The sequence below is a fragment of the Luteimonas galliterrae genome (genome assembly GCF_023374055.1).
GTDB lineage: Bacteria > Pseudomonadota > Gammaproteobacteria > Xanthomonadales > Xanthomonadaceae > Luteimonas_C > Luteimonas_C galliterrae.
Genome location: NZ_JAMBEP010000005.1, coordinates 100,078 through 114,769 on the forward strand (window position 1 = coordinate 100,078; position 14,692 = coordinate 114,769).

General features: G+C 67.3%; 10 protein-coding genes. 8 read left to right on the forward strand and 2 right to left on the reverse strand.

Features of this window, described 5'->3' with window-relative positions:
- The first annotated feature begins 3 nt into the window (after nt 1-3).
- From M2650_RS15505 to M2650_RS15540, 8 genes are all read left to right on the forward strand, one after another.
- Complete coding sequence (locus tag M2650_RS15505; RefSeq protein ID WP_249476062.1) at nt 4-3,171, forward strand: efflux RND transporter permease subunit; 3,168 nt, start codon at nt 4-6, stop codon at nt 3,169-3,171.
- Nucleotides 3,164-3,745: a nuclear transport factor 2 family protein gene (locus M2650_RS15510; protein WP_249476063.1), complete on the forward strand. Its 582-nt coding sequence runs from the start codon at nt 3,164-3,166 to the stop codon at nt 3,743-3,745. The genes M2650_RS15505 and M2650_RS15510 overlap by 8 nt, the downstream gene beginning before the upstream one ends.
- Complete coding sequence (locus M2650_RS15515; protein ID WP_249476064.1) at nt 3,738-5,210, forward strand: efflux transporter outer membrane subunit; 1,473 nt, start codon at nt 3,738-3,740, stop codon at nt 5,208-5,210. Before M2650_RS15510 ends, M2650_RS15515 begins: the two co-directional genes overlap by 8 nt.
- A 164-nt stretch (nt 5,211-5,374) precedes the next feature.
- Nucleotides 5,375-5,737: a hypothetical protein gene (locus M2650_RS15520; protein ID WP_249476065.1), complete on the forward strand. Its 363-nt coding sequence runs from the start codon at nt 5,375-5,377 to the stop codon at nt 5,735-5,737.
- Nucleotides 5,738-5,824: 87 nt separating this feature from the next.
- On the forward strand, nt 5,825-6,283 hold the full coding sequence (locus tag M2650_RS15525; protein WP_249476066.1) for a glycine zipper 2TM domain-containing protein: 459 nt from the start codon (nt 5,825-5,827) through the stop codon (nt 6,281-6,283).
- An 82-nt stretch (nt 6,284-6,365) separates the two neighbouring features.
- Nucleotides 6,366-6,959, forward strand: coding sequence for a GTP cyclohydrolase I FolE (gene folE, locus M2650_RS15530; protein ID WP_249476068.1), 594 nt, complete (start codon nt 6,366-6,368; stop codon nt 6,957-6,959).
- 85 nt (nt 6,960-7,044) lie between these two features.
- A complete protein-coding gene (locus M2650_RS15535; protein ID WP_249476070.1) occupies nt 7,045-7,392 on the forward strand; it encodes an endonuclease domain-containing protein in 348 nt (115 codons plus the stop codon).
- Nucleotides 7,393-7,540: 148 nt separating this feature from the next.
- Nucleotides 7,541-8,350 (forward strand): hypothetical protein, encoded by an 810-nt coding sequence (locus M2650_RS15540; RefSeq protein ID WP_249476072.1) that lies wholly within the window; start codon nt 7,541-7,543, stop codon nt 8,348-8,350.
- A gap of 83 nt (nt 8,351-8,433) precedes the next feature.
- Here the strand turns inward: M2650_RS15540 and M2650_RS15545 are convergent, their stop codons facing one another.
- Both M2650_RS15545 and gltB read right to left on the reverse strand, forming a co-directional pair.
- A complete protein-coding gene (locus M2650_RS15545; protein ID WP_249476073.1) occupies nt 8,434-9,885 on the reverse strand; it encodes an FAD-dependent oxidoreductase in 1,452 nt (483 codons plus the stop codon).
- 151 nt (nt 9,886-10,036) lie between these two features.
- Nucleotides 10,037-14,632, reverse strand: coding sequence for a glutamate synthase large subunit (gene gltB / locus M2650_RS15550; RefSeq protein ID WP_249476074.1), 4,596 nt, complete (start codon nt 14,630-14,632; stop codon nt 10,037-10,039).
- Between the last annotated feature and the right edge of the window lie 60 nt (nt 14,633-14,692).

Genomic DNA, 14,692 nt, shown 5'->3' on the forward strand with positions numbered 1-14,692 from the left:
CCCATGGACTTCTCAAAATTCTTCATCGACCGGCCGATCTTCGCCGCCGTGCTGTCGATCGTGATCTTCGCCGCCGGCCTGATCTCGATCCCGCTGCTGCCGATCGGCGAGTACCCGGAAGTGGTGCCGCCTTCCGTGGTCGTGCGCACGGTGTATCCGGGCGCGAATCCCAAAGTGATCGCCGAAACCGTGGCCACGCCGCTGGAGGAATCGATCCGCGGCGTCGAAGGCCTGATGTACATGAAGTCGGTCGCCAGTTCCGACGGCGTGCTGGCCACCACGGTCACCTTCCAGCCCGACGTCGACGCCGACGAGGCGACGGTGCGCGTGCAGAACCGGGTCAGCCAGGCGCTGGCGCGTTTGCCGGAGGACGTGCGCCGGCAGGGCGTGACCACGCAGAAGCAGTCGCCGGTGTTCCTGATGGTGGTGCACCTGGTGTCGCCGTCCGGCAAGTACGACACGCTGTACCTGCGCAACTACATGCGCCTGCACATCAAGGACCGGCTGGCCAGCATTCCCGGCGTCGGCGATGCGCAAGCGTTCGGCGGCGGCGATTACGCGATGCGGCTATGGCTGGATCCGGACAAGGTCGCCGCACGCGGCATGACCGCCGGCGATGTGGTGCGCGCGGTGCGCGAGCAGAACATCCAGGTCTCGGCCGGCCAGCTCGGCGCCGAGCCGATGGCGAACGGCAGCCAATTCCTGACCCCGATCAACGCCCGCGGCCGGCTGTCGACGCCCGAAGAGTTCGGCAACATCGTGCTCAAGAGCGGCGAAGGCGGCGAAGTGGTGCGCTTGTCCGATGTCGCGCGCGTGGAGCTCGCCGCCGGCGACTACACGATGCGCGCACGCCTGGACGGCCAGAATGCCGCCGCGATCGGCATCTTCCAGGCGCCGGGCGCGAACGCGCTGCAGATCCGCGACGAAGTGATCCGGCGCATGGACGAGGCCGCCAAGACCTTCCCGCCGGGCGTGGAGTACAAGTCGATCTACGACACCACGGTCTTCGTGCGCGATTCGATCAAGTCGGTGATCACCACGCTGCTGGAAGCGACGCTGCTGGTGGTGCTGGTCGTGATCCTGTTCCTGCAGACCTGGCGCGCCTCGATCATTCCGCTGATCGCGGTGCCGGTGTCGGTGGTGGGCACGTTCGCGGCGCTGTACCTGCTCGGATTCTCGATTAATACGCTCACCTTGTTCGGCCTGGTGCTGGCGATCGGCATCGTCGTCGACGACGCGATCGTGGTCGTCGAAAACGTCGAACGCCACATCGAGCACGGCGCCAGCCCGCTGGAAGCGGCGCACCTGGCGATGAAGGAAGTGTCCGGCCCGATCATCGCGATCGCGCTGGTGCTGTGCGCGGTATTCGTGCCGATGGCCTTCCTGAGCGGCGTGACCGGCCAGTTCTACAAGCAGTTCGCGGTGACGATCGCCATTTCCACGGTGATCTCGGCGATCAACTCGCTGACCCTGTCGCCGGCCTTGGCCGCGCGCCTGCTGAAGCCGCACGGCGCGCCGAAGGATGCGCCGACGCGCCTGATCGACCGCGCTTTCGGCTGGCTGTTCCGCCCGTTCAACCGCTTCTTCGGCACCAATGCGCAGCGTTACGAGCGCGGCGTGTCCAAGGCGCTGGGGCGCCGCGGCGCGGTGTTCGCGATCTACGCGGCGCTGCTGGTCGCCACCGGGCTGATGTTCCAGCTCGTGCCGCGCGGCTTCATCCCGGTGCAGGACAAGTCCTACATCATCGCCGGCATCAAGATGCCCGAGGGCGCTTCGATCGAACGCACCGATGCGGCGCTGAAGAAGATCGGGCAGATCGCGATGGGCATCGAGGGCACCCAGAACGACGTCGCCTTCCCCGGCTTCAATCCGCTGCAGTTCATCAACACGCCAAACTACGGCGTCACCTTCATCAACCTCAAGCCGTTCGGCGAGCGAACGCGCAGCGCGTCCGAGATCAATGCGGAACTGAGCGCCAAGCTCGCAGGCATCCAGGAAGGCTTCGCGTTCTCGCTGCTGCCGCCGCCGATCCAGGGCCTGGGCAACGGCTCGGGCTATGCCGCCTTCGTCGAAGACCGCGGCAACCTGGGCTACGGCGCGCTGCAGAGCGCGGTGCAGGGCATGCAGGGCGCGGGCGCGCAGACGCCGGGGTTGGGCTTCATCAACAGCAGCTACCAGGCCAACGTGCCTCAGCTGGACGCCGAGGTCGACAGGGTGAAGGCCAAGGCGCAGAACGTGCCCTTGACCGAGCTGTTCGACACGCTGCAGACCTATCTGGGTTCGGCCTACGTCAACGACTTCAACCTGTTCGGCCGCACCTGGCAGGTGATCGCGCAAGCCGACGGGCCGTACCGCGACAACGTCGAAGACATCGCCAACCTGCGCACCCGCAACGCCAACGGCGAGATGGTGCCGATCGGCAGCATGGTGAAGGTCACCCAGACCTACGGCCCCGACCCGGTGATCCGCTACAACGGCTATCCGGCTGCGGACCTGCTCGGCGAGGCGGACCCGACGATGCTGTCGTCGGCGCAAGCGATGGAGAAGATCCAGGAGCTGGCGAATCAGGTACTGCCCAACGGCATGGAGATCGAGTGGACCGACCTGAGCTACCAGCAGGCGACCCAGGGCAACGCGGCGCTGGTCGTGTTCCCGCTGGCGGTGCTGCTGGCCTTCTTGGTGCTGGCCGCGCTGTACGAAAGCTGGACGTTGCCGCTGGCGGTGATCCTGATCGTGCCGATGTGCATGCTCGCCGCGCTGATCGGCGTGGGCATGACCGGCGACAACAACGTGTTCGTGCAGGTCGGCCTGGTGGTGCTGATGGGCCTGGCGTGCAAGAACGCGATCCTGATCGTCGAATTCGCGCGCGAACTGGAAATGCAGGGCAAGAGCATCGTCGAAGCGGCGCTGGAAGCCTGCCGCCTGCGCCTGCGCCCGATCGTGATGACTTCGATCGCCTTCATCGCCGGCACCATCCCGCTGGTGTTCTCGCACGGCGCCGGCGCGGAAGTGCGCCAGGCCACGGGCATCACCGTGTTCTCCGGCATGCTCGGCGTCACCCTGTTCGGCCTGTTCCTGACGCCGGTGTTCTACGTCGCGCTGCGCAAGTTGGTCACGCGCGGCAAGGCCGCGACGCCGCCGGAAGCGCTGTACGGGGTGAACCATGCCTAATACCGTTCCGCAGATCCCCTCGCGCGAAGACATCCGCGAGGTCATGGCCGGCGAGGCGCATTCCGCGCCTCGCCGCAACGCGCCGACCGCCGGCGAGCATTTCGAGATCGTCGATGCCCTGTACCGTTTCGGCGCAGGGCAGGATTTGCGCGATCGCGGCTTGTTCGAATCGGCCTTCGCGGCCGACGCGACACTGGATTTCACCGGGCCGGCGCAGCGGCTGGGCGCGCGGATTCCGGTGTTTTCCGGGCGCCAGGCCATCGCCGACACCGTGTTCGCGAATATCGCGGCGCTCGACACGACCCATACCGTCACCAACCCGCGCGTGACCGCTTACGACGGCGACCGCGCCACCTTGTCCGCCCTGGTCGAAGCGCAGCACCTGCCGCGCGACGATCACAGCCGCCATCTGTTGCTGAAGAACCTCTACACCGCCGAACTGCGCAGGCAGGGCGACCGTTGGGTGATCCAGTCGTTGCGGATCGGCAATGTCTGGCTGACCGGCGATCCTTCCGTGCTGTTTCCGCAAGCCGCCGCGACGCGCAGCGATTCTTTGGAGAGTCCCCATGCATGACCTGAAACCGACCGCGCTCGCGATGCTGAAAACCGCGGCGCTCACGCTGGCGTTGGCCGCTTGCGCCGTCGGCCCCGATTTCGTGAAGCCGACCGTCGCCGCGCCCGAGCGATTCGCGCGCGCCGAAGCGGCCGCCACGCCCACCGCGGCCGACATCGCCCTGCGCGAAGCCGACGCCGAATTCTGGCGCGGCTTCGAAGATCCGCAGCTGACCTGGCTGGTGGAGGAATCGCTGGCCGCCAACCACGACCTGCGCATCGCGCTGTCGCGTTACGACCGCGCCAACGCGCTGCTGCGCGAAGCCAAGTTCGACCGTTTCCCCACCGTCACCGCCGATGCGCAGGCCAGCGACGCGCGCAGCAGCGCCGACCAGGCGCCGGGCGCCTCGCGCGCCGACCGCGACGGCGAAAGCTACAGCGCCGGCATTTCGGCGACTTGGGAACTGGACCTGTTCGGCCGCATCCGCCGCAACGTCGAGGCCAACCGCGCCGATGCCGCCGCCACTGCGGCGGATCTGGAGGCGCTGCAGGTGGCGATCGTCGGCGAAGTCGCCCGCACCTACATCGAGTTGCGCGGCCTGCAGGAACGGCTGCACGTGGCGCGCGAGAACACGGACAACCAGCGCGAGACGCTGCGCCTGGTGCAAGCGCGCCTGGACGCCGGCCGCGACACCGAATTCGACACGTCGCGCGCCCGTGCGCAGCTGGAAACCACGTCGGCGCGGATACCGGCGCTGGAAGCGCAGATCGCCGTATCGATGCACCGCCTGGGCGTGCTCAGCGGCAAAACGCCCGACGCGCTGATCGGCGAGTTGGACGCGCAGAAGCCGTTGCCCGCCCTGCCCGCGCGGCTGGACGCCGGTACGCCCGGCGAATTGCTGCGCCGCCGCCCGGACATCGCCGCCGCCGAGCACCGGCTGCACGCCGCCACCGCGCGCATCGGCGTGGCCACTGCCGATCTGTTCCCGCGCTTCACCCTGGGCGGCCTGATCGGCAGCCAGGCGATCGACAGCAGCGCGCTGTTCGAGCGCGACAGCGAAACGCGGCTGGTCGCGCTGGGCATCGACTGGTCGTTCCTGGACATCGGCCGCGTGCGCGCCCGCATCGCCGCTTCCGATGCCGATGCCGCCGGCGAACTGGCGCGCTACCAGCAGACCGTGCTGCTGGCGCTGGAGGACACCGAAAACGCGCTGGTGCGCTATGCCAAGGCGCGTGTCGAAGACGGCCACCTGGAACGCGCCGCTACCGACAGCGCGCGCGCCGCGCAACTGGCGCGGGTGCGGTACGAGGCCGGCGCGTCGGGATTGCTGGAAGTGCTCGATGCCGAACGCACGCGCCTGCAGGCGCAGGAAGCGTTCGCCGATGCCCGCACCCGCAGCGTGGTCGGCGCGGTAGGACTGTACAAAGCGCTGGCAGGCGGCTGGCCGCAGCGTCAGCCGCTGCGCGAGGATGTCGCCGATCTCTAGGCGCGATTTGGCCGGTTCATGCTTCGCGATTGCGTTTAGGAACCCGAACGAAGTGCGCGCATCGCGTATGAATGCGCGCATCTTCACCATGCTGCGACCGCGACTGTCCTAGTTTGCAGGCGATCGCAGAACGAAGGCGCAACGCGCCAGGCAGCATGGCCCACATGAATCTCCGTGGACGTCCTCCGCAATCCAGTGCCGCCCGCCAGCCGTTCGAGGAAGAGAGCGACTGGATGGATTACGAGCGGCATTTTCGACGCGTCTACCGTGAGGCGGTCTACTACTCCACCGGCCGCGGCTGGCCGGACTACGCGCCGGCCTACCGCTACGGCTACGAAAGCTACGGCCGCTTCGGCGGCCGACGCTTTGATGAGGTGGAAGCCCAGTTGGAACACGACTGGGACGCCGGCCGAGCCGAATCGCGCCTGGCCTGGGCCGAAGCGAGGGGCGCGATCCGCGACATCTGGCAGTTGATCGACCAGGACATCAGCGGCGAACGCGGCCGGTCGACCGATCGGCGGCAGTAGCGCGCACGCCGGAAGGCGCGGAATTCACCCGCACTGGACGGCCGCAGGGCTAGCTTGGAAAGCATGCCGAAAGGTGGAGGGCGCGCCATGAGTACGCTGCAGAAAGACCATATCCTCGGTACCGGAAGCGCTACCCTAGGCGGCGGCGTGCTCGGCGCGGTCGTCGGCGCGGTCGTCGGCGGCACGCCGGGGCTCACGCTGGGCGCGGTCGCGGGCGGCGCAGCGGGCGCGATCATCGGGCATCGCCTGTCCGAAGCGGCCGATCCGCGCGGCGACCTCGGCCACTACCAGCAGGTCTACCGCACCACGCCTTATTACGTCGAAGGCATGCGCTGGGAGGATTACGCACCGGCCTACCGTTACGGCCTGGACACCTACGCCACGCACGGCGGCCAGCCTTTCGCGATGGCGGCGCCGACGCTGGCCGAAGATTGGGGGCGCGTTCGCGGCGTCTCCCGCTTGAGCTGGGAACAGGCGCAGCCTGCGGTGGAGCACGCCTGGCGCGAGCTCGACGACAACCTGCGAGCGATGGGCCGCGTCGAATAGCGCAGCCGCAAGGCGATCCGGGGTTGCGATACGGGTGTCGCGCTACCATGTGCGTCTTCTCCCCCGCATTGCCGGAGCCGCCATGGCCTCTCACGACGATAGCAACGCGGTCAGCCGCGAACAGGCCGAGGATGCGGTGCGCATCCTGCTGCGCTGGGCCGGCGAAGACCCGGCGCGCGAGGGCCTGCTGGATACGCCCAAACGCGTGGTCGAGGCTTACGGCGACTGGTTCAGCGGCTACGCCGGCGACCCGCACGAATACCTCGCGCGCACGTTCGAGGAAGTGGCCGGCTACGACGAGATGATCGTGCTGCGCGACATCGAGTTCGAAAGCCATTGCGAGCACCACATGGCGCCGATCATCGGCAAGGCGCACGTCGGCTATCTGCCCGACGGCAAGGTGGTCGGCATCAGCAAGCTGGCGCGCGTGGTCGAGACCTATGCGCGCCGCTTCCAGGTGCAGGAGAAGATGACCGCCCAGATCGCCCACTGCATCCAGCAGGTGCTCAACCCGCGCGGCGTCGGCGTGGTGGTCGAAGCCACCCACGAATGCATGACCACGCGCGGCATCCACAAGCGCGGCGTCAGCATGGTCACCTCCAAGATGCTGGGCGGTTTCCGCGACGATGCGCGCACCCGCGCCGAGTTCCTGCGCTTCATCCGCGATAGCGGCTAGTTTTTTGCTTCCCCTCTCCCTTTACGGGAGAGGGACAGGCCCGAAGGGCCAGGGAGAGGGTTCGGCTTTTCAAGGTTCGGCCCGAATGTCGGAAGAAAATCTGCTCGACCATGCCAAACGCATGCGCACCATCCAAACGGATGCGGAAGCCCTGCTATGGCGCCATTTTCGGGGTAAGCGGTTTTCAGGGTTCAAGTTCAGACGACAGCAACCCATCGGGCCTTACATCGTCGATTTCGTATGCCTGCGTTGCCGCGTCGTGGTCGAAGCGGATGGCGGGCAGCATAGCGACGCCCTCGAGTACGACGCGGTGCGCACCGCATGGCTGGAAGCGCAGGGATTCCGCGTGCTTCGGTTCTGGAATAACGACATCCTGCAGCGTATCGAGGCTGTGCTGGATTCGGTCCTAAAGGCGCTGGAAAGTTCGCGCTAAGAGCCGGACCCTCTCCCTGGCCCTTTGGGCCTGTCCCTCTCCCGCAAGGGGAGAGGGAAAAGCATCGCGACCTCGGGTCGGCACTAGGTTTTATCCCTGGAAAACAAGGCCTAACCTCAGTCCGTAACCCGTTCACGGAGGCAGGGCCATGAGCAGCGACGGTAGCGACGGCGCAAGCGGGGTTGGCGGCGGCGGAGGCTCGAACGCTGCGGGCAACGACAACTCGACCGACGGTCTGGGCAACGCCGCCGAAGCGGCCGCCGATGCCTTGGGGCAAGCGGTCGATGCGGTCGCCGATGCCGTCACCGGCATGCTCGGTTCGGTCACCGATGCGGCCGGACTCAGCGATGCGATCGGCAACCTGGCCGACATGCTGGGCCTGGACGCGAAGGACCTGCAGGGCCTGGTCGGCGCCGCGTTCATGGGCGCCGTCACCGGCGGCCTGCCGGGTGCGGTGATGGGGGTGGTCAACGCCTTGGTCGGCGGCAGCTTGCAGGACGCCGCGCGCGATGCGGTGTCGTCCAACCTGCCGGCATCTATGCAGCCGCTGGCGAACATGGCCATCGATGCCTTCGCTGGCAAGATTCCCGGCGCATCCACCAGCAGCAACCTGCAAGGTGTGCTCGGCACGCTGGCGACCGGCGCACTGACCAACGGCCGCGTGCCGGGCCTCGGCGACATCGCTTCGGTCGCCCGCGAGATGCGCAGCCTGTCGAACGTGGCCAGCAGCGTAATGGACAGCGCGATGCGCGGCGATTTCGCCGACGCGGTCGATGCGGTATCGACTTTGGAAGGCAGCTTGAACCGCTCCTTCGCCGAAGCCAGCCGTATCTCCGCTGATGTCGCGTCGCAGTTCGGCCGCGGCAACGGCGTGTACGCCGACGGCGGCCATGGCGATTTCGGCGATGCGGTCGAGCGGCTGGCGGTGTCGACCGCGCAGTTGATGGCCCAGCGCTGACGACCCGCTTTTTGTAGGAGCGGCTTTAGCCGCGAGCTCTTTTCCGTACGTCCATGCATACGTGAAAGCGGCTATAGCCGCTCTTACGAAGAGCAAGAGCCCGCGGTCAGCATCCGCGCGATGCCTTTCGCTGCCTCGCGGCCTTCGTACACTGCGGTAACCACCAAGTCGGCGCCGCGCACGCCATCGCCGCCGGCGAACACGCGCGGGTTCGAAGTCTGGAACGGCAGCCCGCCTTCCACCCGGATGCGGCCGTTATCGTGCGAAGCGATACCGTGCGCGGTTAGCCAGTCCGGCGGATCGGGCTGGAAACCGAAAGCGATAATCACCACGTCGGCGGGCAGCTCGGATTCCGTGCCCGGCACGATTTCCGCGCGCTGGCGGCCGCGCGCGTCGGGATCGCCCAATCGCGTTTCGGCGACGCGCACGGCGGCGACGTCGCCATCGCCGAGCAAACCCAGCGGCTGCCGGTTGAACAGGAATTCCACGCCTTCTTCGCGTGCGTTCGCCACCTCGCGCGCCGAGCCGGGCATGTTCGCCTCGTCGCGCCGATAGACGCAGCGCACGCCGGCCGCGCCCAGCCGCACCGCGCTGCGCACGCAGTCCATGCCGGTGTCGCCGCCGCCGAGCACGACTACCTGCTTGCCGCGCAGATCGGGCAACGCAATTTCGTCTTCCCAGCCGGCGATCGGCCGGCCCTGCGGGTCGTTGCCCCAAACGATGCGCCCGTTCTGCACCAAGAAAGGCAGCGCCGGCAGCACGTTGCGCAGATCCTGCCCCGGCAGGCCGCCATCGGTGTAGCGGTAGCTGCCCAAGCCGAGGAAGACCGCATCGTAGTCGTCGAGCAGCGTACGGAACGCGATGTCGCGTCCGATCTCGACGCCGAGCTTGAACTCGACGCCCATGCCTTCCAGGATTTCGCGCCGTGCCGGCATCACCGAACGGTCGAGCTTGAAGCTGGGGATGCCGAACTGCAGCAAGCCGCCGATCGATTCGTAACGGTCGAACACCGTCGCGGCGACGCCGGAACGCGCGAGTCGATCCGCGCAGGCCAATCCGGCGGGCCCGGCGCCGACGACTGCGACGCGTTTGCCGGTCGGCTCGACCGCGGTCATGTCCGGCCGCCATCCGTCCGCAAGCGCGGCGTCGACGATGTATTTCTCGACCGCGCCGATGGTCACCGCGCCGAAGCCGTCGTTGAGCGTGCAGGCGCCTTCGCACAAACGGTCCTGCGGGCAGACGCGGCCGCAGATTTCCGGCAGCGGGTTGGTTTCGTGGCACAGCGCGGCCGCCTCGTGGATGCGGCCTTCGCGCGCCAGTTCCAGCCATTGCGGGATGTAGTTGTGCAGGGGGCAGCCCCACGAGCAGTAAGGATTGCCGCAGTCCAGGCAGCGTGCGGATTGGTGCTTGGCTTCCTCGGCGCCGAAACGGCCGTACAGTTCGCTCCAGTCGCCCTGCTTGCGCAGCGGCAGCGGCACGCGCTCGGGCATGCGGCGCGGGGTGTCGAGGAATTCGAAGGCGGTTTTCTTGCTCATGGGCTTGCCGTCCAAAGCAAGATCAAAAGCAAATCTCCCCTTGCCCCCTCTTTTTCAAAGAGGGGAACAGCAGAAACCAGCGAGTCCATGGCTTTCTCCCCCTTTGAAAAAGGGGGACACAGGGGGATTTGCTCTTGGCACGAATCCAACCTCATGCCGCGCGCCTCAGGTTGTCGGCCAGCGATTCCAGGCTCGCCGCCTTCGGCTTCACCAACCAGAACTTGCCCAGGAAATCTCGGAACTCGTCGGTGATCTTCTGCGCGAACGCGCTGCCGGCGAGTTGCGCGTGCGTTTCCAGCAGGTCCAGCAGGTGCGAGCGGTGGTGCTCGAAGCCTTCGCTGTTGATGCGCAGGATATCGATCAGTTCGTGGTTGTAGCGATCGACGAAATCGCGCTCCAGGTCGAGCACGTAGGCCATGCCGCCGGTGAAGCCGGCGCCGAAATTCAGGCCGGTGCGGCCGAGCACGGCGACCACGCCGCCGGTCATGTACTCGCAGCAGTGGTCGCCCGCGCCCTCCACGACCGCGGTCGCGCCGGAATTGCGCACCGCGAAACGTTCGCCGGCCTGGCCCGAGGCGTAAAGCTCGCCGCCGGTGGCGCCGTACAGGCAGGTGTTGCCCAGGATCGGCGTCTCGTGCGCGGCGTAGCGCGCGTTCGCCGGCGGGCGGATCACGATGCGCCCGCCGGCCATGCCCTTGCCGACGTAATCGTTGGCTTCGCCATGCAATTCCAACTGCAGGCCGCCGGCGAGGAAGGCGCCGAAGCTCTGTCCGGCGGTGCCGTCGAAACGCAGTTCGATCGGCGCATCGCCCATGCCGTGGTTGCCATGCGCGCGCGCGATGCGGCCGGACAGGCGCGCGCCGATGCTGCGATCGGTGTTGCGGATCGGGTATTCGAAACGGCCGCCGAGTTTGCGTTCGATCGCATCGGCGAGTTCGGTATCCAGGCGCATGGTCAAGCTATCGGGCTCGGCTACCAATGCTGGTGCACCACAGCTTCCGTCGCTCGCCGCAAATCCCCCTCGATCCCCCTTTTTCAAAGGGGGAGGAACAGCGGTGCGCGGACCGCTGCTGTTCTCCCTCCTTTGTAAAAGGAGGGCTGGGGAGGATTTACGCGCCGTCTCGACTGCCAGTAGAAGCGAGAGGTCGAGGTTGCGGTGTCCGGCGTATGCGCTCTCGATTTGTCGCAGCAAATCCACACGCCCGACCACCTCGCTCAACGTGCGCGCTCCCAACTGCGCCAGATAACCGCGCACCTCTTCCGCCAAACCGCGGAAGAAATTCTCGACACGTTCGGGCAATCCGGTGAAATGATCGGAGCGCAGGCGCTCGTCCTGCGTCGCCACGCCGGTCGCGCAATTGTTCAGATGGCAGATGCGCAGGTATTTGCAGCCCAGCGCGATCATCGGCGCGGTGCCGAAGCCGAAGCTCTCCGCGCCCAGCAGCGCCGCCTTGATCACGTCCAGCCCGGTTTTCATGCCGCCGTCGGCCTGCACGATCACGCGGTCGCGCAGATCGTTCGCCAGCAGCGCCTGACGCGCTTCGGACAGGCCCAGTTCCCACGGCGTGCCGGCGTAGCGGATCGACGACAGCGGGCTGGCGCCGGTGCCGCCGTCGTGGCCGGAAATGGTGATCAGGTCGGCGCCGGCTTTCGCTACGCCGGTCGCGATCGTGCCCACGCCCGCATGCGAAACCAATTTCACCGACACCAGCGCGTCGGGATTGACCTGTTTCAGATCGAAGATCAGCTGCGCCAGGTCTTCGATCGAATAGATGTCGTGGTGCGGCGGCGGCGAAATCAAACCGATGCCCGGGCGCGCGTAGCGCAAGCGTGCGATCAGTTCGTTGACCTTGTGGCCCGGCAGCTGGCCGCCCTCGCCCGGCTTGGCGCCCTGCGCCATCTTGATCTGCAGGACTTCGGCGTTGACCAGGTATTCCGGCGTCACGCCGAAGCGGCCCGACGCGATCTGCTTGATCTTGGAGACCTTGTCGCTGCGGTAACGCGCGGGGTCTTCGCCGCCTTCGCCCGAGTTGCTGCGGCCGCCAAGGCGGTTCATTGCGATCGCCAGCGCTTCGTGCGCTTCGGGCGACAGTGCGCCCAGGCTCATCGCGGCGGTGTCGAAGCGCTTGACGATCGCTTCGACCGGTTCGACCTGATCCAGCGGAATCGGCGCCGCGGCGGTGCGGAGAGACAACAGATCGCGCAGCGCCGCCGGCGGCCGCTGGTTCACGGTGTCCGCGTATTTTTGCCAGTCGCCGGCATCGCCGCTGCGCACCGCGCGCTGCAGCGACATCACCACATCCGGATTGAACTGGTGGTATTCGCCTTCCGGCGTGTACTGCAGCAGGCCGCCGATCTCCGGCAGCGCGGCGTTGTCCCAGCCGAGCGCGGCCAAATGCGCCGCCTCGGCCTGCAGCGCGTCGAAACCGGCGCCGCCGATGCGCGACGGCGTGCCGGTGAAGCAAAGGTCGACCACGTCGCGGTCCAGTCCGACGATCTCGAACAGTTGCGCGCCGCGATAACTGCCGATGGTGCTGATGCCCATCTTGGAAATGATCTTCAGCAGGCCTTTCTTGACGCCGCGCCGGTAACTGCGCCCGATCTGCGCCGGCTCTTGAGAGGCATATCCGCCTTGCTTGGTCTTCAGGATCCCGCGCACGCCCAGGTCGTGCAGCGTCTGATAGGCCAAGTACGGATATACGGCGGTCGCGCCGAAGCCGATCAGGCAGGCGAAATGGTGCGGATCGCGTGCGGTGCCGGTCTCCACGATCAGGTTCGCCGCGCAACGCAGGCCGGTGCGTACCAGATGCTGGTGCACGGCGCCGGTGGCCAGCAGCGCGTGCAGCATCAGGTGGCCGCGACGCGGGCGGCGGTCGCTCAGGATCAGCAGCAGGCGGCCATCGCGCGCAGCTGTTTCGGCTTCCGCGCAGACCCGTTGCAACGCGGCGCGCATGCCTTCGTCGGCGGTGAAATTCAGATCCACGTAACGATGCGATTCGTCGTACGGCGCCGTCGCCAGCAACTGCCGCAGCTTGCGCTGCGACAGCACCGGCGAATTCAGCAGCACGTGGTGCACGTTGTCCGGACCGTCGACGAACACATTGCCCTCGCGGCCCAGCTGCGTGGCCAGCGACATCACGCAATCCTCGCGCAGCGGATCGATCGGCGGATTGGTGACCTGGGCGAAGGCCTGGCGGAAGCGGTCGTACAACGGCCGCACGCGTTGCGACAGCGCCGCCATCGGCACGTCGTCGCCCATCGAGCCGATCGCTTCCTGCTCGGTTTCGGCCAGCGGCCGCAGCACCTGCTCGCGCTCTTCGCGGGTCAGCTGGAACAATTTCTGGAAGCCGGCGAGCGTGCCGTGGTCGAACGGCTCGGCGGCCAGGTTGGGATCGATCAGCTCGCTGTGCAGATAAGTCATGCCCTGCTTCAGCCAGCGCTTGTACGGCGCGCGCGAACGGTTGACCGCGTCGATCGCTTCGCTGTCCAACAGTTCACCGGTATGCAGATCGGCGGCGATCATCTGGCCCGGGCCCAGCTTGCCCTTCGCGGTCACCTCGCCGATCGGCAATTCCCACACGCCGGCTTCGGACGCGATCATGAAGTGGCGGTCGCGCGACAGCAGCCAGCGCGCCGGGCGCAGGCCGTTGCGGTCCAGCGTGCATGCGGCGTAGCGTCCGTCGAACACCACGATCCCCGCCGGCCCGTCCCACGGTTCGGTGTTGAGCGCGTAGTACTCGTAAAACGCGGCCAGATCGGCGTCCTTGTATTCCAACGATTGTGTCGCCGGCGGGATCAGGATCCGCATCGCCTTCAGCAGATCCATGCCGCCGGCCTGCAGCAGTTCCAGCATCGAATCCAGACTTTGCGAATCCGAGCCGTCGGTTTCGATCACCGGATCGAACTCGCGCGGATCCAGCGTGTCGGTGCGCCACTCGGCCGCGCGCGCCTGCGCCCAGCGGCGGTTGCCGGCGATGGTGTTGATCTCGCCGTTGTGCGCCAGCAACCGGAACGGTTGCGCCAGCGACCAGCGCGAGCTCGTGTTGGTCGAAAAGCGCTGATGGAACACGACCGCGCTGCTGGCCAGTTCCGCGCGCCGCAGATCGGGGAACAGCTGCGGCAGCCGCGACGGCAGCACCATGCCTTTGAAGCCGATGCTGCCGGCCGACAGGCTGACGATGTAGAAGCCCGGCACGCTGTCGCGCAATCGCTGTTCCGCGCGGCGGCGCGCCAGGTACAGCGCGCGCTGGAACGCGGCCGGCTCCGGACGCGCGCCATCCACGTCCAGCGCCGGCACCACGAACACCTGATCGATCCGCGGCAGCGAATGCCGCGCGCTCTTGCCGCAGGCATCGGCATCGACCGGCACTTCGCGCCAGCCGGCCACGGCCAGGCCGACCTCGCGCAACGTCTGCGCGAGACCCGCGCGCGCATGCGCGACGGCTTCGTCGTCGTGCGGCAGGAACACCAACCCCGCTGCGAATTGCGCGCCGAAGGCGATGCCGGCCTCGGCGGCCAGCGTGCGCAGGAACGCATCGGGTTGTTTGATCAGCAAACCGCAGCCGTCGCCGCTGAGGCCGTCGGCGGCGACGCCGCCACGGTGGGTCATGCGGCCCAATGCTTCCAGCGCCTGGTCGACCAGGGCGCGGCTCGGACGGTCGTCCAGCTGCGCGATCAGGCCAAAGCCGCAGCTGTCCCGCTCATCGCGGGAGTCGTACAAGCTGGCGTCGCGGGCATTGCGATCCATCCTGTCTCCGTTCGGCTGCGTGCTCGGTGAGAGCAATGCATGCTCGGCAAATAAGTGGCG